Origin of the sequence: Isorropodon fossajaponicum endosymbiont JTNG4 (genome assembly GCF_016592615.1) — a bacterium.
Lineage (GTDB): Bacteria > Pseudomonadota > Gammaproteobacteria > PS1 > Pseudothioglobaceae > Ruthia.
This window is the reverse complement of record NZ_AP013043.1, coordinates 130911-157811: the sequence shown is the minus strand read 5'-3', so window position 1 is coordinate 157811 and position 26901 is coordinate 130911. Positions and strand designations below refer to the sequence as shown.

Annotated in this window: 26 protein-coding genes, 1 other RNA gene and 4 pseudogenes; 16 read left to right on the top strand and 15 right to left on the bottom strand. The window is 37.4% G+C overall.

The genetic code is table 11. The features are described 5' to 3' along the window. Nucleotides 1-2: 2 nt before the first annotated feature. The 7 genes and pseudogenes from CVFO_RS00890 (at nucleotide 3) to CVFO_RS00865 (ending at nucleotide 4892) form a co-directional block, all read left to right on the top strand. Nucleotides 3-644, top strand: a complete 642-nt coding sequence (locus CVFO_RS00890; RefSeq protein ID WP_201339723.1) for an electron transport complex subunit E — start codon at nucleotides 3-5, stop codon at nucleotides 642-644. After that, nucleotides 641-925: a hypothetical protein gene (locus CVFO_RS00885; RefSeq protein ID WP_201339722.1), complete on the top strand. Its 285-nt coding sequence runs from the start codon at nucleotides 641-643 to the stop codon at nucleotides 923-925. The genes CVFO_RS00890 and CVFO_RS00885 overlap by 4 nt, the downstream gene beginning before the upstream one ends. Then, nucleotides 922-1245, top strand: a complete 324-nt coding sequence (locus CVFO_RS00880) for a rhodanese-like domain-containing protein (protein WP_201339721.1) — start codon at nucleotides 922-924, stop codon at nucleotides 1243-1245. Before CVFO_RS00885 ends, CVFO_RS00880 begins: the two co-directional genes overlap by 4 nt. A gap of 3 nt (nucleotides 1246-1248) precedes the next feature. Beyond that, complete coding sequence (gene prmC / locus CVFO_RS00875) at nucleotides 1249-2046, top strand: peptide chain release factor N(5)-glutamine methyltransferase (protein WP_201339720.1); 798 nt, start codon at nucleotides 1249-1251, stop codon at nucleotides 2044-2046. 79 nt (nucleotides 2047-2125) lie between these two features. Then, nucleotides 2126-3145 (top strand): annotated as a pseudogene (locus CVFO_RS00870) (TRAP transporter substrate-binding protein). A 6-nt stretch (nucleotides 3146-3151) separates the two neighbouring features. After that, nucleotides 3152-3514: pseudogene (locus tag CVFO_RS08705) on the top strand (TRAP transporter small permease subunit); the annotation flags it as partial. 109 nt (nucleotides 3515-3623) lie between these two features. Next, nucleotides 3624-4892 (top strand): annotated as a pseudogene (locus tag CVFO_RS00865) (TRAP transporter large permease). Between the two features lie 6 nt (nucleotides 4893-4898). Here CVFO_RS00865 and CVFO_RS00860 read toward each other — a convergent pair. From CVFO_RS00860 to CVFO_RS00850, 3 genes are all read right to left on the bottom strand, one after another. Continuing rightward, entirely contained in the window at nucleotides 4899-5120 is a 222-nt protein-coding gene (locus tag CVFO_RS00860; RefSeq protein ID WP_201339719.1) for a hypothetical protein, read from the bottom strand. Between the two features lie 78 nt (nucleotides 5121-5198). Further along, nucleotides 5199-5539: RNase P RNA component class A (rnpB, locus tag CVFO_RS00855), an RNA gene on the bottom strand. Between the two features lie 87 nt (nucleotides 5540-5626). Next, complete coding sequence (locus CVFO_RS00850) at nucleotides 5627-7117, bottom strand: fumarate hydratase (protein ID WP_201339718.1); 1491 nt, start codon at nucleotides 7115-7117, stop codon at nucleotides 5627-5629. Between the two features lie 90 nt (nucleotides 7118-7207). On the opposite strand from CVFO_RS00850, the gene CVFO_RS00845 reads away from it, so the two are divergent. The 4 genes from CVFO_RS00845 to mrdA are packed head-to-tail and all read left to right on the top strand — an operon-like array spanning nucleotide 7208 to nucleotide 11374. Continuing rightward, on the top strand, nucleotides 7208-8239 hold the full coding sequence (locus CVFO_RS00845; protein WP_201339717.1) for a rod shape-determining protein: 1032 nt from the start codon (nucleotides 7208-7210) through the stop codon (nucleotides 8237-8239). A 35-nt stretch (nucleotides 8240-8274) separates the two neighbouring features. Next, nucleotides 8275-9069, top strand: coding sequence for a rod shape-determining protein MreC (gene mreC / locus CVFO_RS00840; RefSeq protein ID WP_201339716.1), 795 nt, complete (start codon nucleotides 8275-8277; stop codon nucleotides 9067-9069). Between the two features lie 2 nt (nucleotides 9070-9071). Further along, complete coding sequence (mreD, locus tag CVFO_RS00835; RefSeq protein ID WP_201339715.1) at nucleotides 9072-9539, top strand: rod shape-determining protein MreD; 468 nt, start codon at nucleotides 9072-9074, stop codon at nucleotides 9537-9539. Next, nucleotides 9527-11374, top strand: a complete 1848-nt coding sequence (gene mrdA / locus CVFO_RS00830; protein ID WP_201339714.1) for a penicillin-binding protein 2 — start codon at nucleotides 9527-9529, stop codon at nucleotides 11372-11374. The genes mreD and mrdA overlap by 13 nt, the downstream gene beginning before the upstream one ends. Before the next feature lie 155 nt (nucleotides 11375-11529). Here mrdA and CVFO_RS00825 read toward each other — a convergent pair whose 3' ends face one another. From CVFO_RS00825 to recA, 6 genes are read right to left on the bottom strand one after another with little or no spacing between them, the layout of a single operon-like run. After that, nucleotides 11530-11706, bottom strand: a complete 177-nt coding sequence (locus CVFO_RS00825; RefSeq protein ID WP_201339713.1) for a hypothetical protein — start codon at nucleotides 11704-11706, stop codon at nucleotides 11530-11532. After that, complete coding sequence (gene tgt, locus CVFO_RS00820) at nucleotides 11703-12812, bottom strand: tRNA guanosine(34) transglycosylase Tgt (RefSeq protein WP_201339712.1); 1110 nt, start codon at nucleotides 12810-12812, stop codon at nucleotides 11703-11705. Before tgt ends, CVFO_RS00825 begins: the two co-directional genes overlap by 4 nt. Further along, the gene (locus CVFO_RS00815) at nucleotides 12802-14595 is read right to left on the bottom strand and encodes an ABCB family ABC transporter ATP-binding protein/permease (protein ID WP_201339711.1); all 1794 of its coding nucleotides are present in this window, start codon (nucleotides 14593-14595) and stop codon (nucleotides 12802-12804) included. The genes tgt and CVFO_RS00815 overlap by 11 nt, the downstream gene beginning before the upstream one ends. Then, nucleotides 14582-14986, bottom strand: coding sequence for a hypothetical protein (locus CVFO_RS00810; RefSeq protein WP_225879287.1), 405 nt, complete (start codon nucleotides 14984-14986; stop codon nucleotides 14582-14584). Before CVFO_RS00810 ends, CVFO_RS00815 begins: the two co-directional genes overlap by 14 nt. Next, a complete protein-coding gene (locus tag CVFO_RS00805) occupies nucleotides 14952-15398 on the bottom strand; it encodes a regulatory protein RecX (protein ID WP_225879286.1) in 447 nt (148 codons plus the stop codon). Before CVFO_RS00805 ends, CVFO_RS00810 begins: the two co-directional genes overlap by 35 nt. Beyond that, nucleotides 15364-16398: a recombinase RecA gene (recA, locus tag CVFO_RS00800; protein ID WP_201339709.1), complete on the bottom strand. Its 1035-nt coding sequence runs from the start codon at nucleotides 16396-16398 to the stop codon at nucleotides 15364-15366. Before recA ends, CVFO_RS00805 begins: the two co-directional genes overlap by 35 nt. Nucleotides 16399-16501: 103 nt before the next feature. Between recA and ribD the strand changes: the two genes are divergently transcribed. The 5 genes and pseudogenes from ribD to CVFO_RS00775 all read left to right on the top strand — a co-directional run bounded on the left by ribD (nucleotide 16502) and on the right by CVFO_RS00775 (nucleotide 20597). Continuing rightward, the gene (gene ribD, locus CVFO_RS00795) at nucleotides 16502-17515 is read left to right on the top strand and encodes a bifunctional diaminohydroxyphosphoribosylaminopyrimidine deaminase/5-amino-6-(5-phosphoribosylamino)uracil reductase RibD (RefSeq protein WP_342591023.1); all 1014 of its coding nucleotides are present in this window, start codon (nucleotides 16502-16504) and stop codon (nucleotides 17513-17515) included. Beyond that, nucleotides 17512-18705 (top strand): bifunctional phosphopantothenoylcysteine decarboxylase/phosphopantothenate--cysteine ligase CoaBC, encoded by a 1194-nt coding sequence (coaBC, locus tag CVFO_RS00790; protein WP_201339707.1) that lies wholly within the window; start codon nucleotides 17512-17514, stop codon nucleotides 18703-18705. Before ribD ends, coaBC begins: the two co-directional genes overlap by 4 nt. Nucleotides 18706-19008: 303 nt before the next feature. Beyond that, a pseudogene (locus CVFO_RS09365) lies at nucleotides 19009-19191 on the top strand (DUF4131 domain-containing protein); the annotation flags it as partial. A 208-nt stretch (nucleotides 19192-19399) separates the two neighbouring features. Further along, complete coding sequence (locus CVFO_RS00780) at nucleotides 19400-19891, top strand: ComEC/Rec2 family competence protein (protein ID WP_225879285.1); 492 nt, start codon at nucleotides 19400-19402, stop codon at nucleotides 19889-19891. Between the two features lie 127 nt (nucleotides 19892-20018). Further along, nucleotides 20019-20597: an MBL fold metallo-hydrolase gene (locus CVFO_RS00775; protein ID WP_201339705.1), complete on the top strand. Its 579-nt coding sequence runs from the start codon at nucleotides 20019-20021 to the stop codon at nucleotides 20595-20597. A 310-nt stretch (nucleotides 20598-20907) separates the two neighbouring features. Here the strand turns inward: CVFO_RS00775 and dnaE are convergent, their stop codons facing one another. The 6 genes from dnaE to soxX form a co-directional block, all read right to left on the bottom strand. Next, nucleotides 20908-24342 carry a DNA polymerase III subunit alpha gene (gene dnaE, locus CVFO_RS00770; RefSeq protein WP_201339704.1) on the bottom strand — a complete coding sequence of 1145 codons (3435 nt, stop codon included), beginning with the start codon at nucleotides 24340-24342 and terminating at the stop codon, nucleotides 20908-20910. Between the two features lie 214 nt (nucleotides 24343-24556). Beyond that, nucleotides 24557-24877: a hypothetical protein gene (locus CVFO_RS00765; protein ID WP_201339703.1), complete on the bottom strand. Its 321-nt coding sequence runs from the start codon at nucleotides 24875-24877 to the stop codon at nucleotides 24557-24559. 9 nt (nucleotides 24878-24886) lie between these two features. Beyond that, nucleotides 24887-25702: a sulfur oxidation c-type cytochrome SoxA gene (gene soxA, locus CVFO_RS00760; RefSeq protein ID WP_201339702.1), complete on the bottom strand. Its 816-nt coding sequence runs from the start codon at nucleotides 25700-25702 to the stop codon at nucleotides 24887-24889. A 27-nt stretch (nucleotides 25703-25729) separates the two neighbouring features. Continuing rightward, nucleotides 25730-26032 carry a thiosulfate oxidation carrier complex protein SoxZ gene (gene soxZ / locus CVFO_RS00755; protein ID WP_201339701.1) on the bottom strand — a complete coding sequence of 101 codons (303 nt, stop codon included), beginning with the start codon at nucleotides 26030-26032 and terminating at the stop codon, nucleotides 25730-25732. A 32-nt stretch (nucleotides 26033-26064) separates the two neighbouring features. Next, the gene (soxY, locus tag CVFO_RS00750; RefSeq protein WP_201339700.1) at nucleotides 26065-26508 is read right to left on the bottom strand and encodes a thiosulfate oxidation carrier protein SoxY; all 444 of its coding nucleotides are present in this window, start codon (nucleotides 26506-26508) and stop codon (nucleotides 26065-26067) included. Between the two features lie 10 nt (nucleotides 26509-26518). After that, nucleotides 26519-26866, bottom strand: coding sequence for a sulfur oxidation c-type cytochrome SoxX (gene soxX, locus CVFO_RS00745; protein WP_201339699.1), 348 nt, complete (start codon nucleotides 26864-26866; stop codon nucleotides 26519-26521). Between the last annotated feature and the right edge of the window lie 35 nt (nucleotides 26867-26901).

The window sequence follows — 26901 nt, the reverse complement described above, 5'->3', positions numbered from 1 at the left end:
CTATGAACGACTACGTCAAAATTATAAAAAACGGACTGTGGAATAACAACCAAGCCTTGGTTGCGCTTTTAGGTTTATGTCCTTTATTAGCAGTTACCAATAATATTGTTAATGCAATCGGACTTGGGCTGGCAACCACGTTTGTTTTAGTGGCGTCTAATGTAACCGTTTCTATTTTTCGTCATCAAATTTCAAAAGAAGTTCGTATTCCTATTTTTGTTCTACTAATTGCTTCATTTGTAACGATTGTTGAGTTGCTGATGCAGTCATACTTTTATGATTTGTATTTAATATTGGGTATTTTTGTACCGCTGATTGTAACTAACTGCGCTATTTTAGGGCGTGCTGAGGCATTTGCTAGTAAAAACACTTGGGGGAAATCGGCACTGGACGGGCTGATGATGGGTATTGGTTTTTCTGTTGTGCTTATTGTATTAGGTGCAATGCGTGAATTGATTGGCAGTGGCACTTTGTTTGACCAGTCTGCATTATTACTGGGTGATTTAGGCAACACACTCAGTGTTACTGTATTTGAAAATTATCAAGGCACTTTACTAGCCATCTTGCCACCAGGGGCGTTTATTGGTCTGGGACTTATTGTGGCAATGAAAAATAGATACGATTTAAGAGGAAGAGAATCATGAAAAAATTAACATTATTATTAGTCAGCTTATTAACACTAAGTGTTTATGCACAAGAAAAATCCACTAAACAAGTTTTTATTGAAGTTGTTCATAATGGCAAAACCATTAAGCTACAACGCAACCAAAATAAAGACAATAAAATTTCTAGTTTTTATCTCAAAACTGCTCGTGGCAAAATTCAGTCCATGCATCCTTTTGCGCTACATGCTGTAGAAACGATTGGCGAGTTGGACATGATTAACTACATCAAAAAAAATCAGCAGGCGATGATACCATCTTGATTATTGATACACGCATACCTGATTGGCCAACCATTACAGGTATGATTTCTACTGCCATTAACATTCCTTATACGCGTTTTAAAAATAAAGAAAAAGCACTAGAAGTTATGGAAGACTTATTAGGTGTTCAAATTGACGAATTGCCTGATTTTTCTTATGCTAAAACTTTAGTTATGTATTGCAATGGCATTTGGTGTGGTCAAACACCAACCGCTGTAACTGCTCTACTTAAGTATGGCTACCCTGCTGCCAAAATTAAATACTTTCGAGGTGGTATGCAAAACTGGAAAGCATTGGGATTAACAACCGTTCATCTGTAAATCTTGGTTGCCATTCAGGATTATTTTAACAGTGGCATAATTGATATTGCGCCACTACTATCTCTAGTTCTTAATAAAAGCCACGCTCAACTTATTACTCATCGTGATTATCCACTCAATAATGAGGAAAAAACTCAACTCAATCAACTTATCAAGCAAAGACAATCTGGCACACCTTTTGCTTATTTAAGTGGCACAAAAGGGTTTTATCATCTTGATTTTAAGGTCACTCCTAGCACGTTAATTCCCAGACCTGAAACCGAGCTCTTAATCGATATTGCCTTAGGCTTATTTGATAAAAATCAAACCTGTGAAATACTTGATTTAGGCACTGGTAGCGGTATTATTGCCGTAACGATAGGCGATAAAAATCCGCAGTGGTACCTAACTGCAACTGATTTTTCAATGGATGCGCTTAACATTGCCCGACAAAATGCAAAAACAAACATTAACTTTCAACTGGGTAGTTGGTTTGAAGCTACACTTAATCAAACATTTGATTTGATTATTTCCAATCCGCCCTATATCAAACAAGGCGACCTCCATCTTAATGATTTAGGCTTTGAGCCACAGAGTGCACTTGTATCTGGCAAAGATGGCTTGGATGACATTCGCGCCATTATTGACAACGCACCACAACACCTTAATAAAAAAGGCTATATTTTATTAGAGCACGGCTTTGATCAACAACAAGAAATCACACAACTATTAAGCCATGATTTTTTCAACATTCAAAAATTTAAAGACTACAATCAACAAAATCGCGCCGTTTTGGCACAAATTAAAGAAAGGTCACCATGAAAAAAACAACACAAGCGTTCACCATACTAATACTAACCGCCTTTGTTACCGCTACTCGCTACTGCTGGCTGGTTTAGTGATGATGATAATCAAAAACAAATCAAGCAACAAAGCCTTAAAGTTAGCCGAAACTTGGCCAAGCAACTTCCATATTTTTGGCGATGCGGTTAAAAAAGCCGCTAAATTAGCATTTGATATATCAAACGGTCGCCTGATTATTAGAATTGACTCAAAAAACAAACACAAAGCCCCGCTTGGTATTTTCGATATGGTCAAATCTGGTCAATACGACCTTGGACATTCTGGCTCGTACTATTGGAAAGGTAAAGACATCAATACTTTATTTTTTACCTCCATGCCCTTTGGCATGACAGCAAACGAGCAACATGCTTGGTTTGAATATGGTGGCGGTCAAGAATTGATGGGTAAAGTCTATACCAAACATGGGCTAAAATCTATTATCGGTGGCAACACTGGCAACCCAAATGGGTGGGTGGTTCCAAAAACAAATTAACTCAATTGAAGGCTTGCAAGGGTTAAAAATGCGCATCCCTGGATTTGCAGGCGAAATCATGGCAGAAGTTGGCGCTAAGCCTACTAATATTCCAGCAGGTGAGTTATATACTGCGCTAGATCGTGGCACGATTGACGCCTTAGAATGGGTAGGTCCTTCGCTGGACTTTTAAAAATGGGTTTTCATAAAATTGCACCTTATTACTACACCGGTTGGCATGAACCTGGCTCTGAAATGCAGTTCTTAATTAACTTGAAAAAATTTAACACACCGCCTGAAGACCTACAAACCATCTTAATCACCTCGATGAAATTAGCTGCTTATGATATGCTGGCACGCTCTAATCATGAAAGTGCTAAAAACTGGGCAAGTATGAAAAAAGATTATTCCAATATTAAAATCAAAACTTTTCCAAAGTCAGTATTTGACAAACTTAGAGCTGCTAATAAAAAACTACTTGCCAAACTAGCCGCCAACAGTCCACTGTCCAAAGAAATTATTGAATCACAAAAGGATTACTTAAAAAAAGCGCGGGCTTGGACAGCAATCTCAGATCAAGCCTATTTAAACTCTCAAACGCAATAATTAACTATGGTGGGTAAATACACAAAATGGTTAGAAAATCTAACCATTGGACTGCTTTTATTAACCATTTTTACAGGTGTTGTTCTAAGATACGCCTTTAACAATTCATCAATCGCCATTCAAGAAATGGGCTGGCATTTATTTTCAGCCATGTTTCTACTTGGTATTTCTTATACATCACAAAACGATGCCTGTGTCAGGGTTGATGTTTTTTATGCCAACCTTAGTGTCAAAAGACAAGCATGGATTAACCTTATTGGCTTCGTTATCTTCATCCTGCCTATTAGTGTTTTAATTATTTACAACGGTGTAGATTTTTCCTATCAAGCGTTTTTGCTAAACGAACAAAGCGGCGATCCTGGCGGTCTACCTTATCGCTTTATCGCTTTATTATTAAAGGCGTCATCCCATTCAGTTTTATTTTACTTGTCGTATCTGAGTTTATCTTCACACACAATAACCTTAAAAAGTTTAAACCATGGTAGGGCTTATTATGTTTTTAGTCACCCTAATGCTACTGATGGTGGGCTTTCCTGTGGCAGTTATTTTTGGAGTATTAACCCAAGGCGTGGATTTATTTACCTTTATGCCTTATCGCATCATGAACGTGATGCAAAATACGATTTTAATGGCAGTACCTTTGTTTATTTTCATGGGTATTGTCTTGCAAAAAACCAAACTCGCCGAGCAACTTTTAGAAGCCATGGGTGAGTTATTTGGCAATGTGCGCGGTGGTCTTGCTGTCTCCACAATTCTGGTTGGCTCATTACTTGCTGCCTCTACAGGTGTTGTTGGTGCAAGCGTAGTGGCGATGGGGGTTATTTCACTGCCTGTAATGCCCTTTTAAACACCATTACAAAAAACCCTCGCTAGTGGTGTCATTTACGCCTCAGGCACATTAGGACAAATCATTCCTCCTTCAATTGTTTTAATCATCTTGGCAGATGTCCTTGGCGTACCTGTGGGAGATTTATTCAAAGGCGCAGTGATGCCATCTTTAATACTGGTAGGTAGTTATATCTTATACGTGCTGACAATCGCCCAATTTGACAACCAAGCTGCCCCTGCCTTTAAAGGCAAAAATCATGATTTAAAAAAATCCACACAATATTTACTTGTTGCCAAAGCAATTCTTCCGCCCTTATCCCTAATTATTGCTGTGCCTGGCTCTATTTTTTCTGGCATTGCCACACCCACTGAATCTGCCTCAATTGGTGCAGTAGGTTCTTTGGTATTAGCTACTCTTTACAAAAGACCAGACTGGGCAATGCTGCGTGAAACCAGCATTGAAACCATCAAAATCACCTCAATGGTCTTTGCTATTCTAATCGGTGCAACTGGTTTTTCCATGGTGTTCACTTACAATGGTGGCGACACCCTAGTGGAAACCTTCATCATGCAACTTCCTGCCAAAGAAATGAGTTTTATTCTACTATCTATGCTCATCCTTGGCTTCTTCATCGATTTTGTAGAAATATCACTGATTATCGTCCCTATCTTCTACCCAATCGCCCAATCACTCGGCATTGATATGACTTGGCTTGCCATTTTAATTGCTATGAATTTGCAAACCTCCTTTCTCACGCCACCCTTTGGTTTTAGTTTGTTCTATCTCAAAGGTGTTGCGCCTAAATCAATCCAAACAATGGGTATCTACAAAGGTGTTATGCCCTTTATCGCTATCCAAATTATGGTTTTAATGAGTCTTATTTTGTTTCCAACTTGGTATGGTTTTGCTGACTTTTAAAGTCCCTTAATCCTCACTTTGTTGTTTATCCAATGCATATTCAAGTTGCTTGCCATAGATTGAATCCACCTCACAGTATTTTTCCTGCTGAGTAAAATAATCTTCCTCAACCCAAGTGCTAGATGGTGGATAGTAAGGATAATCAGGTGCAATAGTATTATCTGCATACCCATTAGCTGATATGCTCAACAACATCACTATTAATATTGATTGAATATTACTTTTCATAATCGGATTGTACAACAAAACAAGTTTTTACGAGTATTGTTTGATATTCAATGTAGTAGAAGGAACAAAAACGAAGTAAAAAGAAGTCAGTCTATAAGCCGGGTTCTGTAATAGATGGTCATTCATCTACGTGTTTTGTTACCAAAACGCTTTAGCACTCTAAACCCGCCAACTCCGCGAGCAGCGTCATCATCAGCCTATTTGAGCTTGCTCCAAGTGTGGTTTACCTTGCCACGGTTGTCACCAATCGCGCGGTGCGCTCTTACCGCACCTTCTCACCCTTACCTAAAATAGGCGGTCTAAATTTCTGCAGCACTTTCCGTTATGTCACCATACCTAGCTGTTAGCTAGCACTTTGCTCTATGGAGCCCGGACTTTCCTCTGAAGGATCAACCTCCAGCGACCATCCGACCAACTTCGGCGTTATTATACGCCAAGACTATTTTTCTAAAGTACTTGAGTTGTCTTTAAAAAAAGACGGATCTACTTAAACGCTAGCAACCCACTTAGTGAGTTATCTGAATATCTTGAAAAATGCTATGAATATTATGACCTTGAGTATCAACTGCAACTGTAACTGGCATATCTTTAACTTCAAATTCGTAAATTGCCTCCATGCCCATCTCTTCAAATGCAATTTTTTTAGCCTTTTTAATAGACTTAGAAATTAAATAAGCTGCACCACCTACTGCAATAAGATACGTGACCTTGTGTTTTTTAATAGCTTGCGTAGTAGCCTCGCCACGTTCTGCCTTACCAATCATGCCTAAAATATTGGTATTATCCAACATCATATCAGTAAATTTATCCATACGCGTAGCGGTAGTAGGACCTGCTGGACCAATAACTTCATCACCAACAGCGTCCACTGGACCAACATAATAAATAAATTTATTGTCAAAATCTACACCCTCTGGCAAGCCTTCTCCATTATCAAGCATTTGCTTAAGGCGTTTATGTGCTGCATCTCGCCCGGTAATAATTGTGCCTGTTAATAACAAGGTATCACCCATATGCCACTGAGTCATTTGTTTGCGTGTTAAATTGTTTAAATCAATTTTTTTATATTGCGCATAATCCATCTCTAATTGAGGATAACTGTCCATATCTACCTGTGGCATTTGCGCCACACCTGAGCCATCAAGTGAAAAGTGTAAATGACGTGTCGCTGCACAATTAGGAATCATTGCCACTGCTTGAGAGGCGACGTGAGTTGGGTAGTCTTTAATTTTGACATCTAGTACCGTTGTCAAACCGCCCAAACCTTGCGCACCAATACCTAAATAATTAATTTTATCAAACAACTTAAGGCGCAGTCTTTCAAGGTTACTTTGGTTTGATTTTTGTGCAATATTTTGAATATCAATAGGCTCCATCAAACTTTCTTTTGCCATTAGCATAGCTTTTTCAGCTGTACCACCAACGCCAATACCAATCATACCTGGCGGACACCAACCAGCACCCATGGTTGGTATGGTTTTTAGCACCCAATCAACAATATTATCATCTGGTGCAAGTATGCTAAATTTTGCCTTATTTTCAGAACCACAGCCTTTGGCTGCCACAATAAAATTAAGTTGATTGCCCTTAACAACTTTCATATGAATAACTGCCGGTGTGTTGTCTTTAGTGTTCACCCTAGTAAATAGAGGGTCTCTTACAATCGATGCCCTAAGAGGATTATCTGCATAGGTAAATGCCTGACGAACGCCTTCATTAATCATGTCTTCTAATGATAAATCAGCCACCCAAACGACATCCATACCTACCTCAACAAACACATTGACAATGCCAGTATCTTGGCACATTGGACGCTTACCTAAGGCTGCCATTTTTGAATTAATAAGAATTTGTGCAATGGCATTTTTTGCAGACTTGTGAGTTTCTTTTTCATAAGCATTGGTCATGGCCTGAATAAAATCAGGACTGTGATAATAAGAAATATATTGCAAGGCATTAAAAATGCTTTCTATGACATGTTTTTGCTTAATTTTCATATTTATAAGGCGTTAATTATTGCTTAATTTTTACTGATTATTTATAGTATTATATCTCTTTATTTTACGAATACTTAACTGGGAATTTTTATGTTTGATTTTTTAAAAGGTCAAAGTCTTTCTATCGACTTAGGCACGGCTAATACATTAATTTATATGGATGGTGCTGTGGTACTTAATGAGCCATCAGTAGTTGCCATTTATAACGACAGAGGGTCGCTAGAATCAACTGTCATTGCTGTAGGTCAAGATGCTAAAAATATGCTAGGTAGAACACCTGGCTCTATTGAAGCTATCAGGCCGATGAAAGATGGCGTTATTGCTGATTTTAAAATTACTGAAAAAATGTTACAGCACTTTATTCGTAAGGTGTTGCGTTCTGGTTTTTTTTCACCCAGCCCTAAAGTGCTTATCTGCGTGCCTTGTGGTGCAACTCAAGTTGAACGTCGCGCTATTAAAGAAAGCGCTGTCGGTGCAGGTGCGCGTGATGTTTATTTAATTGAGGAACCAATGGCAGCAGCACTGGGTGCGGGCATGGCAATTGAAGAGGCCTCAGGTGCTATGGTTATTGATATTGGCGGTGGCACAACTGAAATTGCAATCATGTCACTAAATGGCATTGTATATTCTGACTCACTGCGCGTAGGTGGTGATGTATTTGATGACACGATTGTCAAATTCGTACGCCGTGAACACGGTATTATTATTGGTTATTCTACTGCTGAGAAAATTAAAGAAGAGGTTGGTTCTGCCTTTAAATCAACTGCTATTAAAGAAATGCAATTTAGAGGTCGTGATGTTGCCAAAGGCATTCCAGTGAGTTTTAATATAACCAATACTGAAATTTTACAAGCCTTACAAGAGCCACTTAAAATGATTATTAGCGCTATTAGAACTGCACTAGAGAAAACCCCGCCAGAGTTAAGTTCTGACATTGCTGAGAATGGCTTGGTCCTCACAGGTGGCGGTGCACTTTTAGACGGCCTTGATAAGCTTATTGGTCAAGAAACCAATCTACCAGTGCGCATTGCTGACGACCCACTCACTTGTGTTGCCCGTGGTGGTGGTGTTGCACTTAGTATGATATCTGAACACAATATGGGATTTTTAGCTGCTGAGTAGTTAAATATTGATTAACGATTCATAGGGTTGCCAACATGAAGTTTCTTAAACTTTTTATCCCTGTCATTATCGCTATAATACTTATACTCTCTGATTATAAGTTCTCATATCTTAACCACTTAAGACAACCAATTGCAACCTTAATATCACCTATCTATATGATGGTAAACCTGCCTTCACAAATTTATATTTGGATTGATGAGCTAGGCACTAGCAAAGGTCAATTAATCAGAAATAATAATAATTTACATCGTGAACTATTAAAGCTCAAAGCAAGATTACAAACTTATAACGCTTTAACGCTTGAAAATAAAAAACTCCAAGCGCTTTTAGGTTCAAGTTATGCCATCAAGCAACAAAATTTTACCTTGGCAAGAATAAGTGCACTCAGTCAATCTAGACTCAAAAAACAAATTATTATTGACAAAGGCAGTAGTAGCGGCATCAAGGTTGGACAGGTCGCCTTAAGCGCTAAAGGTATTATTGGACAAGTATCGCGAACAACGCCACTATATTCAACCATATTAATAGTCAGTGACCCTACTCAACACGTACCTGTTAAAAATGAACGTAGTGGTATTCGCGGTATTAGTAGAGGCGTTGCTGAGAACAATCATCTATTAGATATTGAGTTTATCGAACCTAATTTAGATGTTAAAGTGGGTGATATATTTCTAAGTAGCGCGATCGGTTCAAAATTTCCAGATGGATATCCACTAGGAACAGTAATTCGCGTAGAAGAACACCAAAACGAGCCCTTCTTGCATATCCAATTAAAACCCGCTCAAATACTAGAGCAACTAGAATTTGTCATTATTGCGACCGATTAACCATGAACGCACAGCGCCCTTACATATTTCTAACTAAGATTACTTTTTTTGCATTAATTTTAAGTGTAATACCCCTGAATGACGCGCTATTAGATGCATCTGCATTTTGGTTGTTACTTTTTTATATCTACTGGTTGGTATATTTTCCAACCAGGGCTAAATTTTTTATTGCACTCATTCTTGGCGTGCTTGCTGATGTTTTACATGGTGATATTTTAGGGCAAAATGCCTTGGCACTCATATTGAGTAGCCTATTTATTAGTAATGTCAAACAATCATTTTTTGTATCTAACCTAAGTACTCAACAAATCTATGTGTTTATATCTAGCAGTATTTATCTGGCATTTTTCTTACTAACCTTTGTATTAACACAGGGTTTTGTCATCAACTATTACTTATTTTTAGCGCCGTTCACTAGCGCGTTAGTTTGGCCAATCGTTCGGTTTTTATTATCAAAATGCAAAGTATAAATAATACTCAATTTGAAAACAAAACTCTCTTTTCTAGGCTAAGGCTAGCGCTTATTTTTATGTTTTTACTAACTGCTTTATTAGTGGTTAGAATTTACAATTTACAAATAGTAAATCATGAGTATTACTTAGAAGAGGCTTTAGGCAACCAAATGCGCACTCTGCCCATAACACCCAGTAGAGGAAAAATATTTGATCGCCATGGTAATGTTTTAGCCACTAACAAGCTGGCATTTCGGCTAACCTTAACACAAGAAAAAACTAAAAACATTACTAAAACACTACAACAACTCAAAAAAGCTGGCTTTATCAATGATAATAACATCAAAAGCTTTAATAAAAATGCAAGGCGTTATCAAAAATTTCATAGCATCCCAATCAAATATAATCTTAATGAGACCCAGGTTGCAAAATTCTTAATTAGCAATGCTTTTATTGGTGTAAATATAGAGCCTTATTTTCATCGAATTTATCCTAACCAGGATTCCGGCGTTCATGTCATTGGTTATGTTTCCAGGATGACTAAGAAAGACAAGCTTTTTTATGACAAGAAAAACTATTCAGGAACCTTATTTGTAGGTAAAACCGGCATTGAAAAACAATACGAAACACTACTGCATGGCACTAATGGCTTACAACAAATTGAACGAAATGTAAATGGCAGAGTTATCGACACCCAAGTTATTAAACCTGCTATTACCGGTGAGAATTTATATCTAAGCATTGACTTAGATATGCAAAAAAAAGCAGAGACATTACTTAAAGGCAAACGTGGTTCAATTGTAGTTATGGATGTCAGAAATGGGGAAATATTAACGCTAGTTAGTACGCCCATCTATAATCCAAACTGGTTTGTTAATGGCATATCACATACGAACTATAACCGGTTACAAACTTCAACAAATATCCCTCAACTTAACCGTGCCGTTCAAGGGCTGTATCCCCCAGGATCTACGATTAAACCTATAATAGCTCTAGCAGGCTTGGAAGAAGGCATTATTACTAATAAAAGTAGCACCTTCTGCCCAGGTTATTACAAATTACCCAACGTTAAACGAAAATTTAACGACTGGAAAAAAACAGGGCATGGGCACGTCAATGTCAAAGACTCCATCGCGCAATCGTGTGATGTATTTTTTTATGATTTAGCAAATAAGCTAGGTATTAACAAATTACGTGATAATTTAGGCTTGTTTAATTTTGGCCGAAAAACAGGTATTGATATTCCTGGAGAAAGTGCTGGTATTCTACCCTCTAAAGCTTGGAAAAAAATTAATAAAAATGAGCCTTGGTACCGAGGAGAAACCTTAATTACAGGCATTGGTCAAGGATTTATAACTGTTACTCCTTTGCAGCTTGCAGTTGCCACAGCAGCGATTGCCAGCAAGGGGCTTTTGTTTCAACCAACCTTACTTAAAAATACGCAGGTGCCTGGCAATATAATCATTGAATCTAAGAAAGGTCATCATATACAAATTCCAATCAAAAATATTCAAAATTGGGAGGATGTGATTGACGGCATGAAACAAGCCGTCTATGGTCCTAAAGGCACTACCAGAAGACTTAATAAGGGTTTAACTTATACCCTGGCTGGGAAAACTGGAACCGCACAAGTGTTCGGTCTTGACGCTGAAGAGCAATACATTGCAGAAAAACTTGATGAAAAATTACGGGATCATGCTTTATTTACTGGCTTTGCCCCTATTGAAAACCCAGAAATAGCCATCGCCATTATTGTTGAAAATGCAGGCAATGGCAGCTCAAAAGCAGCGCCAATTGCACGTCAGGTGCTTGATGTATATTTTGACAAACAACTAAATAATACTTTGCCTTAATAAATCTCGCTTAATTGGGAATATTAAAGTTGCATCCATGCGATAACGCGCTTTAAATTGGTCTAATTGTGGCTGGTTAATTTCATCATACAAAATAATGGTTTTAGCTTCAGGTGAGTTGCCTTCTAAGGTTGCTAGTAAGGACTCAATATTACTTACTCTGGATTGTGACTAAATTCAGCTACCAACACTTGGTAGCTATTTTTCTTAGCAAGCTTACTTGCTTTTCTTTGAGAGTCTTCGAAATCTACTGAAAACCCTTGCTCGATAAACATTGCTGTATAGTCTTCAAAACCACCTTCATCAACAAAAAATAATAAATTACTACTCATAAGTCATGCTCTTGTTGTTGATAAAAGGTTTGTTTAAAGTCTGAAAATTTATTATTTTCAATAGCATTACTCATCTGTGACATTAGGTCTTGATAATAATAAAGATTGTGAATAGTATTAAGCCTCGCGCCTAAAATTTCATTTCTCCTTTGTAAGTGATGTAGATAAGACTTAGAGTAATTTTGACAAGTGTAACAACCACAATTTATATCTAATGGGTTAGTATCAAGTTTGTACTGTGCATTACGAATTTTAACGATACCAACCGAGGTAAACAAATAACCATTACGAGCATTACGTGTTGGCATAACGCAATCAAACATATCAATACCACGCTCAACCGCCTCTACCAAGTCTTTTGGCGTGCCAACACCCATTAAATATCTTGGCTTATCACTGGGCAACTGACTTGGTAAATAATTCAATACTTTCATCATCTCTTCTTTGGGCTCACCCACACTCAACCCCCCAATTGCAAACCCATCAAACCCTATTTCAACCAAAGTAGCTGCTGATTGCATGCGCAAATCCTCATGCATACCACCTTGCACAATGCCAAACAAGGCATTTTTATTTTTTAAACGATTGTGCTCATTTTTTGAGCGTTGCGCCCAACGCAAAGACAATTGCATGGATTGATCGGCTGTTGTTTTATCAGCAGGGTAAGGCGTGCACCCATCAAAAATCATAACAATATCTGAGCCAAGTTTATGCTGGATTTGCAAAGATTCTTCTGGACCTATAAAAATCTTTGCGCCGTCTTTGGGTGAGCGAAAATCCACACCTTTTTCACTAATTTTTCTTGTTTCTCCCAAACTAAATACCTGAAAACCGCCAGAATCCGTTAGTATTGGACCTTGCCAATGCATGAAATCGTGCAAATCTCCATGTGCCTCAATAACATCCGTACCTGGTGTAATTACCAAATGAAAGGTGTTCCCTAAAATGATTTGTGCACCCAGTCCGCTTACTTCTTCTGGTGTCATGGCTTTAACTGTGCCATAAGTGCCAACTGGCATAAACGCTGGCGTTTCAACCTCGCCTCTGTCAAAAATCATTTTGCCACGACGTGCTGTCTTATCTGTATTTTTTAATTCAAATTTCATCACTCTTTTCATTAACTTGCAACTGCCATAATTTAGCATATTTACCATTAGACTCTAACAACTGAGCATGTGTGCCACTTTCTTGCACTTGCCCATCTCCAAGCACAATGATTTTATCACTATCAACAATAGTAGAAAGTCGGTGTGCAATTACTAAAATAGTATGCTCACTGGACAGTTCCTTTAATGCTTTTTGCACCATCTTTTCTGAATAGGAATCTAGTGCCGATGTTGCCTCGTCAAAAATTAGAATGGGCGGATTTTTTAAAAGTACCCTGGCAATCGCCAAACGCTGCTTTTCACCACCAGAAAGCTTCAAACCACGTTCACCAACCAACGTATCATAACCTTCAGGAAGCTTATCAATAAAGCTGTCAATAAAACTAAGCTTGGCTACTTTTTCAACCTCATATTGGCTTGCACCTTGCTTGCCATAGGCGATATTGTAATAAATACTTTCATTAAACATTACTGTGTCTTGTGGCACAACACCAATGACCGATTGCACTGAACGCTGATCAAGGGCTTTGATATTTTGCCCATCAATTAAAATTTCGCCACTAATTACATCATAAAATCGGAATAATAATTTGGCCAATGTTGACTTGCCAGATCCAGATTGACCTACAATGGCTACTTTTTGTCCCGGCTCAATGACAAAACTAACATCCTTCAATACTTTATCTTTGCCTTTATAGGCAAAAGAGATGTGCTTAAACTCAACTCTTCCTTGACTGATTTTTATTTTTGGTGCCTCTTTAGAACTGCTCACTTTTGGTCGACGATCAAGCAAATCGAACATATTGTTCATGTCAATAAAATTATGCTTAATTTGCCGATACACAATCCCCAAAAAACCCAAAGGCATGAACAATTGTAGTAACAATGCTTGAATCATAATCATATCACCAAGACTCAAATTTTTGTCAACCACACCTTGAGATGCTGAAATTAAAATAATGGTCACACCTGCCGCAATAATAGCACCTTGGACAAAATTAAGTGCTGTCATTGAGGTGAAACTTTTGGTGGCAACATTTTCCCAGCGAGTCATAGTCTCATCGTAACGATTAACCTCAAAGTCTTCTTGATTAAAATATTTAACCGTCTCATAGTTAATCAAACTATCCACTGCGTTGGTATTAGCCTCAGATTGCATATCATTCATTTGATAACGATACTTCATCCGCCAAGTTGTAATGGCCAGTGTAAACCCGACATAAAAAACCACGGTCAACAATGAAATGCCAGCAAAGAAAATATCATAATTTAGCCACAAAATACCAATCACTAAACATATCTCAAAAAACGAAGGAATAATGTTAAACACAAAAATCGATAATAAGGTGGACACACTTTGAGTGCCGCGATCAATATCACGAGTAATACCACCAATACGGCGATCCAAATGAAAAGACAAGTCCAGTGTGTGTAAATGCTTAAATACACCAAGTGCAATTAAATGCATCGCATGATAACGAACGCGCGCAAAAATCGCATCACGAAGCTCGTTAAACAACGAACTAGCAAGCCTAAGCGCACCATAAGCAAAAAGCAACCCTAATGGCAAAATCAGTAAAAGGTTAGTTTGATCTAAAGAATCAACAATTTCTTTTAAAACAACAGGCACTGCAACATTAGCAAACTTTGCAGCAATTAAAAATAACGTTGCCAAAATAACACGCACACGCATTTTTAGTAAATAAGGTAGAAGCTTTTTTAAAACCTTAATATCTCTGGTTTTAAAATCATAAGCCTTGGTTTGTTTATCAGTACTGCGCATCGTTTATCGGGTAATCACCGGGTAAAAACGCACTTTTTTTACAAGCAATTTTCACCATGTCATTGGCTCTAAACTGGTCTGGATTTTGCAATAATTCTTGTTGCCAAAATGCACGCATTTCACACAACTGTGGGTGTGTATGATTACACCCCAATACGTGTAACGAACACTGCCCAACTTTCCAAGGACCATCGCCCATCACCTCGTCTTTAATAATATGAATACTATAAGTTGGGTCTTTTTCCAAAAAAAGTTCAAAATACAAAATACCCTCTGGATGTTCAAATAAGGCTTCTATAACTCTTGTTTCACCATTAGGGTATTTGATATACAAAGGAGATTGCATGGTGAATAGTTTATTCACAATTGAACGCTTGATTAATTTCATCAAATCCAAAGCCTCTAGATTGCAAAAAACGTTGCTGTTTGGCTTTTTCTTTATAATTTTTAGGCAATTGTTCACCATATTTTTTTACTCGTACATTACTAGCAAGTTCAAAAAAATCAATGGTTGATAAATCAAAATCTTCAATGCCTTTTTGTTTGAGTTGTTGGCTGATTAGCACACTACCCTTGCCTTGATTAGTACGCATAAGTACAAATGCCTCAGCAAAGCGCTCATCGCTTTGATAATTATTTTGTGCTAGTTGCACTAAAGCTGGCTCTATTTCTTCAACAGCATAACTTTTGGCGCTTAGTTTTCGTGTCAGTTCTAAAGCAGAATGCTCACGCTGAGCCAGTAAACTTAATGCCTGCTGGTAAACTTGATTAGTTGGTGTCTTGATTGCTAACGTCCTTTTCAATACCTGACTCTTTAGCTAGTAATTTTTCACGAATTTGTGTCTCAATTTTTTGACTAAGCTCAGGGTTAGCTTTTAAATATTCACGAGCGTTGTCTTTACCTTGACCAATTCTCTCCCCTTCAACGCTATACCAAGCACCTGCTTTCTCGACAAAGCCATGCTTCACGCCTAAATCAATTATTTCACTTTCAAGTGAAATGCCTTCGTTGTAAAGAATTTGAAATTCTGCTTGTTTGAAAGGTGGTGCGACTTTGTTTTTTAATACTTTAACGCGTGTTTCATTGCCTAAAATTTCATCGCCTTTTTTGATTGCGCCAATACGGCGAATATCTAAGCGTACTGAGGCGTAAAATTTTAACGCATTACCACCCGTTGTAGTTTCAGGGTTACCAAACATAACACCAATTTTCATGCGTAATTGGTTGATAAAAATTACCATAGTGTTAGTTCGCTTAATGTTTGAGGTGAGTTTTCTAAGCGCTTGAGACATAAGTCGAGCTTGAAGCCCCATATGTGAAGCGCCCATTTCACCCTCTATTTCTGCCTTGGGCGTTAATGCCGCAACAGAGTCAATCACTACAATATCCACACTACCTGAACGCACCAACATATCTGTAATTTCCAATGCTTGCTCACCAGTATCAGGCTGTGAAATTAATAAATCGTCCGTATTAACGCCCAAACATTTAGCATATTTAGGGTCAAGCGCATGTTCAGCATCAATAAAGGCTGCTATGCCACCTAGTTTTTGCACCTCGGCAATCACGTGCAATGTCAGCGTTGTTTTGCCTGATGACTCAGGACCATAAATTTCAACCACTCGCCCCCTAGGCAAGCCACCAATACCTAAGGCAATATCTAGACTTAAACTACCTGTAGAAACCACCTCAATATCACTTTGAGCTTGATCGTCGCCTAAAAATATAACTGAGCCTTTGCCAAATTGCTTATCAATCTGTGCAAGAGCTGCTTTTAGGGCTTGTTTTTTCTGTTCATCCACGTTGTTTCTCCTAGGTAAAATGTTATCAATTCTTATGCAAAATATTTTCACAGATTATATCTGAAATATGCCGGCAACTTTTTCAATAAATGATACTCAAAACATGACGATTGCACTCAAACTTGCCAGCCAAGGAAAATACGGTGTAAAGTCCAATCCTATGGTTGGTTGTGTAATTGTAAAACATACAAAAATTATTGCCAAAGGCTATCACCAAACCTTTGGCAAAGCGCATGGGGAAATTAACGCCTTACAACAAATTAACCACCAAGCTCAGAATGCTACATTTTACGTCACTCTAGAGCCTTGTTCACACCAAGGAAAAACCCCGTCTTGTGCGCAGGCCATTATTGACTCAGGTGCTAAAAAAGTTATTATTGCTATGCTTGACCCTAATCCACTGGTCAATGGCAAAGGTGTTGTCATGCTTGAAAATGCAGGTATTGAGGTTAAAATTGGCTTGTTAGAAAATGATGCATTAACTCTTAATCAAGGATTCATCAAACGCATGAAAACCAATCAGCCTTTTGTGCGTTGCAAAATAGCCATGAGTCTTGATGGCAAAACCTCAATGAGCTCAGGTGAAAGTAAATGGATTACCTCAGAAGCTGCAAGATTGGACGTGCAAAAATTACGTGCCAATCACCAAGCAATTATGACTGGCTCGGGCACAATTATTAGTGACAATCCTTTAATGACAGTACGTCTTGATAATATCAACCCAACGCCACTACGTGTTGTGATTGATAGTAAAAATCAAATAACAAACACCTCGCTTAATATATTTAACACTGATGCACCAACACTAATCTTAAATCCAACCAACACCAAAATACTTGCCTCTGGCAAGCTGGACCTTAGTGATGTCTTAGCCCAATTAGGCAATCAAGGCATTAACAGTGTCTTACTTGAGGCAGGCCCTAAATTGATTGGTGCTATGATTAAAAACAACTTAATTGATGAGTTTATTATTTATGTAGCACCCATATTGATGGGCAGTGATGCCAATTCAATGCTTAATCTGGTTATTAAAAATATAGTTCATAAAATTAAGCTGAATATTGTTAATGTTAGAATGGTGAGTGATGACATTAGGATAACAGCCACTTTAAAATGAACAGACTAACTAATAAACACATTATCCTTGGCGTGAGCGGCTCTATTTCAGCTTATAAAGCACCTGATATTGTACGCCGATTGCAAGATTTAGGTGCTCAGGTAAAAGTGATTCTTACTGAGGGAGGTGCTAAATTTATAACCGAGTTATCCTTACAATCAATCTCAAAAAATAAAGTTCATCGTAATTTATGGGATGAAGATGCTAAACTTGGTATGGGACATATTGAACTTGCCAAATGGGCAGATGCCATTTTAATCGCGCCTGCCAGTGCCAATACCGTTGCCAATATCACTCTAGGAAAAGCTGATGACTTATTAAGTAATGTCATTTTAGCAAACGATACGCCATTACTTATTGCACCTGCTATGAACCTAAAAATGTATCAATCTCATGCGCTTCAAGACAACCTATCAACGCTTGTTAGTCGCCGTATAATCATCATTAAGCCAGAATCTGGTAAACAGGCTTGTGGTGATATTGGCATAGGCAGACTTGCAGAACCATCAAGCATTGCCAAACAAGTGGCCAGTCAGTTTATCAGCACAAAACTCACTGGTAAAAAGGTACTGATTACCTTGGGTGCCACTATTGAAGCCATTGACCCAGTTAGGTTTATTTCTAATCACAGTAGCGGAAAAATGGGCATGGCATTGGTCAATACTTGTCTTGAAATGGGCGCATCAGTGACTTGTATTTATGGCAATATCACCACAACTCTAAATGCAAAATCTAACAATATATCCATCATTAGTGCACAACAAATGTATACCAAGGTTATGGATAGCATCACTGGTCAAGATATTTTTATTGCTTGTGCGGCTGTGAGTGATTTTTCTGTTAAAAACTCAAACAATCAAAAAATAAAAAAAGATGGACAAAATCTAACACTTGAACTCATTCCAAACAAAGATATATTGGCAGATGTCTGCAAATTAAAAGAAAAACCTATTTGCATGGGCTTTGCTGCAGAAACACAAAATATATTAAAAAATGCTCAAAAAAAGCTCAAAAATAAAGGCTGTGATGTCATTATCCTTAATGATGTTTCAAAGGCTGACTTTGGCTTCAATATGGATGAAAATGAGGTGGTTTTTTTGAGTCGAAACTTAAACAAAAAAATTGCCAAAAATAGCAAACAAAAAGTGGCAAAAAAAATCCTTGAAATCTTTATTAAAGAATGCTTATAAATACCAAAAAATGCTGTTAAATCAACGCCCAATAGACTTACTCACAAAACTGTGGATAAACATGTTAATATCTCATTAAAAAGCACTCAAAACGTTGATATATTGCACCTTTTTATGGTTTTGAATAAAAATTAATCAGTTATAATTTTTAATTAAAAATCAACAACTTATATAGATTTATAAAAAACCGATAGCTGAGAAAATGTCTATTAATTAATTTGAAAACACTTTAGAGGAAAACTAAACTGGTTTCACGATATATTTAGCAATGATAAATCAATAAAGCCACGTTTATTTTCAAAGTTGAACAACCTTATTAATGCTAAGGTCAAATTGTCTTGGTATGGCAAAAATTTGCCAGCATTACATGCCAATGATCAATGGCATTTTCGAGTAACACTAAAACGCAATAATGGTTATCAAAATTTAGGTAGTTTTGACTATGAACAATGGTTATTTTACAAACAAATTGACGCAACGGGCTATGTTAGAAACAGCATTAACAACAAGCTAATTAAGTCAAACAATAGCTTGTCGATTAACAAATTTAGGCAAAATATTAAACAAACTTTATCTAAATTTTTAAATAAATTACGATTTGATGGTGTGCTTAATGCGCTTGTCATTGGTGATAGAACATTAATATCTGAGTACAATTGGACACTCTTTAAAGCCACCAATACCACACACCTTAGTGTTATTCTCTGGCTTGCACATCGGGCTTATATCTGGTTTTATATTTTTATTTTCCAGTTTTTTGTGGCGTCAATGTATAAGATGCACATTACGTATACCTGCTGTAGCTATAGGCGGTTATTTTGGTTTGATGTCCGCCTTAATTTATGCACTAATTGCAGGATTTTCCATCCCTACTCAACGCGCCTTTATTATGGCGAGCGTGGTGTTTTTATCCATTATTCTTAGGCGTTATCATGCTATTTGGCAACTTTATGGCATGGCACTTTTATTGGCTCTTGTCATTAATCCAGTCAGTATTTTTAGCGTGGGCTTTTGGTTGTCTTTTTATGTAGTTGCTATTATTATTTACGGCACTAGTCAACACAAAAACAGACACTGGATTGTTCGACTTATCTATATTCAATTACTGATTAGTCTTGCCACAATGCCTTTAGTTGCTTGGTTTTTTAATTCTGGGTCAATTTTCTTTCACTTATTGCCAATCTAGTCGCTATTCCAATATTTAGTTTTATCAGCACGCCATTTGCACTCGTAGGTGCAATATTTGCCCATTTACAACTTTCTTTGCTAGCCACGCTGAGTTTTTTGATATTGCCAATCAATCCTTGATTATCTTGTCAGTTTTACTTGAATATCTACAAAGCCTTAATTTTAATCAGTGGTATTACACCCAAGCATCAAGTGCTGAAATGTTACTATTAATCATTGCAATACTAATGATCGTACTACCTTCAGCGCTTCATCTTCGTAAGATAGCCCTGATTTTATTATTACTAATTGCATTTCACCCCTTTGAAAAAATAACCAAAGGGTCAGTGGTTATTACGATTCTTGATGTTGGACAAGGACTTGCAAATGTAATTCGCACCCAAAATCATACTCTATTATTTGATACGGGTAGCGGCTACCCTTCTAGATTTAACATAGGTGATGCAGTCATTATTCCTTATTTACGTTCAAAACAAATTCAATATTTGGATAAAATTATTATCTCTCATGGTGATAATGACCATATCGGTGGCTTAAACTCTGTCCTAAAAGCATTTAACGTATTAGAAATACACACCTCAGTACCCAATAAAATTAAAGCAACCACAGCCTTATGCAAAAAAGGACAGCATTGGGTTTGGTATGATGTGCTATTTGAAATACTCAACCCATTCGCACTCAATACTACTCAGCGGCGATATTGAGAAAAAAGCTGAAAAATATTTAATCGCTAATCAAAAAAATAAACTTCCTAGTAATATACTCATTAGTCCACATCATGGTAGTAAGACCTCATCAAGTGATAAATTCTTAGACGTAGTTTCACCCAATTTCTAGCGGCTATAAAAATAGATTTAACCACCCTGCTAAGGTCGTTGTAAATAGATACAAAAATCATAACATTAATATTTTAAACACCAGTTGCGCTGGACAAATTGAGATTTTTCTAGATAAAGACATTGCAATTAATCAATACAGGTTAGATTATGCACGCTACTATCAACGCCAGTGCAACTAATGATAATGAATCTTGCTAACTTGATCTTGAGCCAAGGCGTTAACAGCGTCAATTAGTTGTTGATTGGGCGTCACCAAATAGGCTTTGTTTAGCAACATGCCACCTCTTAAATTATCAGTCATATAAGAGATTTTAACAGGGCAATTGCCTTTATGTTCAAGTAGCACTTTGACAAGTTTGTCAAAAATTGACTGGTGTTTGGTATTTAATAATACTTCAAAGCCCTTAGCGTAACTCATTTTCACTTGCCCAATATTTTCAATTTTATCAACCACTACTTGCCACTGATCTCTGAAATCTTTATTAATCTTGCCTGAAATTACCACCACTTCATCAACAATAAGTTGATCGCTCACCGAACCTAGGGTTTTAATAAATACCACAGCATTTAATAGCTTAGCACCATCTTCAACCGTGACCAGAGCAATTTGCCCGCCACTCTTAGTAGCACGATAACGTAGCTCTGAAATCAATGCCAATACACGCACGTCTTTATTATTTCTAAAAACAATTTTAGAAGGCAATGTTGCGCCAATACGCTTTAAATCGGCTTTATATTCATCAGTAGGATGATCATCAAAATAATAACCCAACACGCTTTTTTCTAATTGTAGCCTCTCTTTAAACGAAAAACTTGGTACTGAAAGATAATGCGCCTCATATTCATTATGTTGTTCAGCATTGGAAAACAACCCGCTTTGACCACTAGAATGGTCATTTTGCTTTTGTTCTGCTTGCTTAATGGCGGTAGGATAGGTTTTGATTAAACTTGCTCTATCCACACCCAACACATCAAAAGCGCCACTATAAATCAATGCTTCAATGGCACGCTTGTTTAAATAACGCTTTTCAATTCTAGAACAAAACTCAAATAAATCTTTATAAGTGCCATTAGCATTGCGCTCAAATACGAGCGCATCAACCAATACGCTACCTACGCCTTTAATTGCACCAAGGCCATAGGCAACTGTTTTTTCATCATTAATACTAAATTCATAATTAGATTCGCACACATTTGGGCCATTAACCACCAAGCCCATTTTCCGAACCTCACTAATGGTAAATGAAATTCTATCTGTATCATCCATCATACCGGATAAAACTGCTGCCATAAAAGGTGCAGGGTAATGAGACTTAAGCCAAGCAGTATGATAAGACACATAGGCGTATGCCACCGAATGAGATTTATTAAAACCATAGCCCGAAAACTTATCAATCAAATCGAAAATTTCGTTGGCTTTTTTCTCGTCAATATTTTTTTCAGCAGCACCTTTAACAAACACGCTACGCTGGCGACTCATCTCACTGGCTTTTTTCTTACCCATCGCACGTCTAAGCAAATCTGCACCGCCTAAAGAGTAGCCTGCCATTACCTGTGCTGATTTCATTACTTGTTCTTGGTATAAAAATACACCATTGGTTGGTTTAAGGATTTGTTCTAACATTGGGTGCGGGTATTTAACTTGAGCACCATGCTTTACATTAATATAATCATCAACCATGCCTGCATCTAATGGACCTGGACGATACAGTGCTAACATGGCAACGATATCTTCAAAATTATCCGCTTGCAGCTTCTTTAGATAACTACGCATACCTTCAGACTCTAATTGGAAAATACCTGTTGTATCGCAACGTTGAAGTAGCTCATAGACTTTTTTGTCATCCAATGGCAAAGCATCTAAATCAATCGGTTCATCTGATAAGCCTTTAGCACTAATTAACTTAACAGTCTTATGAATAACCGTTAAATTGGACAACCCCAAAAAGTCAAATTTAACCAAACCAACTGCTTCAACGTCATCTTTATCAAATTGAGAAACCACACTATCATTCTCACCATAACCTTTGTACACTGGACAAAAATCACTAATTTTGCTCGGTGCAATAACCACGCCACCTGCATGTGTACCAACATTTCGCACTAGGCCTTCTAGTTGCTTAGAAAGATCAATCAATGCCGTTACACTTTCTTCTGAATCATAACGAGCTCGCAACTCCTCTGAACCTCCTTCTTCAGGATCACTCAAGGCCTTTTCAAGTGTCATTTTCAAATCACTAGGAATCATTTTTGATATTTTGTCACTAAACCCATAAGGGTGACCCAGAACGCGCCCTGCATCACGTACCACACCTTTAGCTGCCATTGTGCCATAAGTAACAATTTGTGAAACTTTTTCATGACCATATTTTTTAGACACATAGTCAATCACTTCATCTCGACGGTCAGTACAAAAATCAATGTCAAAATCTGGCATGGAAACCCGCTCTGGATTTAAAAAACGCTCAAATAACAAGTCATGCTTAATTGGGTCAACATTGGTAATGCCTAAAACATAAGCCACTAACGAACCAGCGCCAGAACCACGACCCGGACCTACTGGAATATCATTTTCTTTTGACCATCTAATAAAATCTGCCACAATTAGGAAATAACCCGGAAATCCCATTTGATTGATAACATCAAGCTCAAATTTTAAGCGTTGGTGATAAATTTGCGCATCAACTTTTAAGTTTTGTAAGCGCTTAACCAAACCACTCTCCGCCTCTTCACAAAAGAATTGCTCTATGGTTAACCCTTCTGGTACAGGAAAATCTGGCAAATAATTCTTTTTGAATAACTCAAAATGCACATTACAGCGTTTGGCAATTTCTAATGTATTTTCTAAAATTTCTGGCAAATCAGCAAACAATTCATGCATTTGCTTAGATGATTTTAGAAATTGTTCCTTAGAAAAATGTCGTTCACGCCGTGTATCATCCAAAAGACCACCCTGAGAAATGCAAATTCTAGCCTCATGTGCATCAAAATCACTTTCATTTAAAAACTGCACATCGTTTGTTGCCACAACAGCAACACCAAGTTCAAGCGCCAATTCAACGCAAAGGTGTAAGTGCTTTTCATCAAATTCCCTTGAAGTTCTCTGTACACCTAAATAATAACGCTCAACAAAAACAGCCTGCCAAAATTCAACTTTTTGCTTAGCTTCAACCATTTGATTTGATATTAAGTGTTTGGCTACGTCGCTATAAATAGGTGTTGCGATCATAATCAAGCTTTGGTTATGATCAATTAGTTGTTGCTGTGTTACACTAACACCCTCAAATGAGCGCCCTTGAGTATAGGACAAAGAAATCAATTCAGAAAGATTGAGATAGCCTTGATGGTCTTGACACAATAATAAAACCGAATAAAACTCACCCTCTTTATCCTTGACATTAATTTTAGCGCCAAATATGGGTTTGATGTTGGCAGTAGTGGCTTTTTGATAAAACTTAACGGCAGCAAAAAGATTGGATTCATCCGTTAGTGCAATTGAATCCATGCCAATTTCTTGTGCTTTTTCAATCAATTTTGGAATGCGCACCAAAGAGTTCTCAACCGAGAATTCACTTTGACAATGTAGATGCACAAAACCAGGATTAGCCATTAAGAATAATTTGATGAAATACTTATCTATTTTACAAGTCTAAATAAACCACTCTAAATAACTTGGTTTTATTTTAATAAGTGTTAGAAGTTTTCAAAATATATCAAATAAAAGGAAGGTCATTAAAAAACCCAATTGAAAATTTCAATATAGATTTTTATGACAAAAAAAAATAGACAAAAAATGGGTATTTTTTCTAACTCATTAGCTTGTTTTAGAGCCTAGGTCCAGCTGTTTTTGCTAATGCAGTTTGTGCTGTTGCATTAATTGTTTGCTTATGAGCTTTATTTGCTAAAGCAACTGCCGCAACATTTTTACCTGCTTTGTGCAATGTTTTAGCTTTTTTAATCATCTTTCCAGTGTCACGCCATGCCATATTTACAGCAAGATTGGCTTTATAGCCAGTCTCAGCTGCTTTAATGGCAGACTTAAATGAATCAGAAGAGCCGTTATTCCAGTTATGCGAACTATCTAAAGAGTTAGCCTGAACTGTTAAAGCAAGTAGTGTCAAAGTTGTTAGTAATACTTTTTTCATTAGTGTCTCCTATTTTCTGTATCTATCAGCAGTGATTTCAAGACCATTGCTCATTGCTTGATGGAAAAACTCCATATTACGAAATGCTTCTGTCTGAGCTTTTAATGGCTTAGCACGCATATTCTTTAAGCAACCACCATAACGACGATGTAGTGTGCCCATACCAGCCCATTTTGCACGATACATAGGTACGTGAGTAGTATGACCTAATGCAGGGGATAAAATGTCAGCACGGGCTTTTTTACCTGCGTTATACACATGACAATCTGCACAAGACATGTTGAACTGGCCACGCTTAGCATAAAAGAAAGCCTTACCCTTCTCATAAGCTGCTTTAGCACCAGCAGACTCAACTTTTACATTAATTTTTTGTCCAGCTGCCTGATCTGAAATCCAAGCACTAATACGAGCAATTTTGCCCTTCTTAGAACCTAACTTCTTGCCAGTTTGTTGTTGGTAGCACTTTTTAATTGCACTTTCAAGTGTGACCACCTGTTGAGTTGCTTCATCAAAGTATGGGTGTTTAACACGAGCTGCCGCTGGATCTTTAAGCGAAGTACACTTATCAAGACCAAACTTTAAATACTCCTTGCCACCTTTTTCCACTGCCTCCTCATAAGGGGGAATACCGTCTAAGATTTCCTCAAATTGTTCTCTTGAACCTTGATCAACTGCATATACACCATTGGTGTAGTCTGCAAATTCAACATTCGGAAGAATTGTTTTAAAGTGGTTAATAAAGGCCTCTTGGTCAGACGCAACATCAGCTGATGCTACGTTAATCAACAAACCTAAACCAGCCACTGTGGTTATTAGTTTTTTCATTAATCTCTCCCCAGTAATCATAAACAGTTATTTAGACTTTGCAGTCGCAGAACCTGTTTTACCTTTATTGTCTTTATACTTAAGTTCAATTGTGTCACCCTTCTTACCAGGAACATTAAACCTAAAGTATGGGTTTTTAGAAATTGAACTACCAATATCAGCATCCACAACTTTGCTACCATTGTGTAATACAACCATATTTTCAATATAGTTAGCTGGTACGATTTTACCTTTTTTCTTACGTAGACCTGTCTCCATAGGGTGTTTAATTAAACACTTAATACCAATAACACCTTTTCTAGCCTTGGGCTTTAATTTAATACTTGCCATTTTTATATTCTCCTTTTAATATGATTAGTTAATTAACCGCCACAGCCGCCAATTGTTACCTTGACTTCTTGAGTTTTAGAAGTTGTTGTTCCACCTGCTGTCACTAATGCTATTACTAGAGAAGTTTTACCCATCTTAACACGAGTAGACACATAACCCTGGGCACCAGATAAATTAAATGAAGCTGCTAAAGGGGTAGAGTTATTTTTAATATAAAAAGAAATATTTGTTACCCCTTTAATTTTAGAAGCGTCTACCGTCATTGGTACTACTGTACCATTCTCAGCAATCTTAGGCACTTTGAATTTGAATGAACCTTGACCAGCATTTGCAATCAAAGCACTTGCTACATCTGATTTAGCCTTAAAACTTGCAGAATTAGCAAAAACCATGCTTGGTGTTAGTAAGCCTGCACCTACTGCTGTAGCAACTGCAGAACCTGTCATCGCACTTTTTAGAAATAACCTTCTTTTCATCTTGCTCTCCTTATTTTGAATAAATGAAATCTGTAATTTGATCAATTTGCTTTTCGGTTAGCGCTTGGTGCTTACCAAACGGAGGCATAATTGAATGTGGATTCTTAATAGTCGCATCCCAAATTTGCTCTCTTAAATCAGCTTTTTTTGGAAATCTTGCTTTCATTGCAAGTAGTGGTGGCCCAATTGTTCCTGGCAAACTTCCACCTGGAATCATATGACATGCTAGACAATTGCCCAACTTACGACCAAAAGTTACCTCTTCGCCCGTCATCTCTTTAACACCTGCTTGTGTTGGCATCATAAATAATGTTGCCAATGTCACAACTGCTGAGATAGAAGAAATAGTTTTCTTCATATTTCTCTCCTCTTTATATAAAAAAATAAATCCCT

Coding starts and splice junctions, on each gene's coding strand:
- CVFO_RS00890 (WP_201339723.1), top strand. CDS start 3: ATGAACGACTACGTCAAAATTATAAAAAACGGACTGTGGAATAACAAC.
- CVFO_RS00885 (WP_201339722.1), top strand. CDS start 641: ATGAAAAAATTAACATTATTATTAGTCAGCTTATTAACACTAAGTGTT.
- CVFO_RS00860 (WP_201339719.1), bottom strand. CDS start 5,120: ATGAAAAGTAATATTCAATCAATATTAATAGTGATGTTGTTGAGCATA.
- CVFO_RS00850 (WP_201339718.1), bottom strand. CDS start 7,117: ATGAAAATTAAGCAAAAACATGTCATAGAAAGCATTTTTAATGCCTTG.
- CVFO_RS00845 (WP_201339717.1), top strand. CDS start 7,208: ATGTTTGATTTTTTAAAAGGTCAAAGTCTTTCTATCGACTTAGGCACG.
- mreC (WP_201339716.1), top strand. CDS start 8,275: ATGAAGTTTCTTAAACTTTTTATCCCTGTCATTATCGCTATAATACTT.
- mreD (WP_201339715.1), top strand. CDS start 9,072: ATGAACGCACAGCGCCCTTACATATTTCTAACTAAGATTACTTTTTTT.
- mrdA (WP_201339714.1), top strand. CDS start 9,527: ATGCAAAGTATAAATAATACTCAATTTGAAAACAAAACTCTCTTTTCT.
- CVFO_RS00825 (WP_201339713.1), bottom strand. CDS start 11,706: ATGAGTAGTAATTTATTATTTTTTGTTGATGAAGGTGGTTTTGAAGAC.
- tgt (WP_201339712.1), bottom strand. CDS start 12,812: ATGAAATTTGAATTAAAAAATACAGATAAGACAGCACGTCGTGGCAAA.
- CVFO_RS00815 (WP_201339711.1), bottom strand. CDS start 14,595: ATGCGCAGTACTGATAAACAAACCAAGGCTTATGATTTTAAAACCAGA.
- ribD (WP_342591023.1), top strand. CDS start 16,502: ATGACGATTGCACTCAAACTTGCCAGCCAAGGAAAATACGGTGTAAAG.
- coaBC (WP_201339707.1), top strand. CDS start 17,512: ATGAACAGACTAACTAATAAACACATTATCCTTGGCGTGAGCGGCTCT.
- dnaE (WP_201339704.1), bottom strand. CDS start 24,342: ATGGCTAATCCTGGTTTTGTGCATCTACATTGTCAAAGTGAATTCTCG.
- CVFO_RS00765 (WP_201339703.1), bottom strand. CDS start 24,877: ATGAAAAAAGTATTACTAACAACTTTGACACTACTTGCTTTAACAGTT.
- soxA (WP_201339702.1), bottom strand. CDS start 25,702: ATGAAAAAACTAATAACCACAGTGGCTGGTTTAGGTTTGTTGATTAAC.
- soxZ (WP_201339701.1), bottom strand. CDS start 26,032: ATGGCAAGTATTAAATTAAAGCCCAAGGCTAGAAAAGGTGTTATTGGT.
- soxY (WP_201339700.1), bottom strand. CDS start 26,508: ATGAAAAGAAGGTTATTTCTAAAAAGTGCGATGACAGGTTCTGCAGTT.
- soxX (WP_201339699.1), bottom strand. CDS start 26,866: ATGAAGAAAACTATTTCTTCTATCTCAGCAGTTGTGACATTGGCAACA.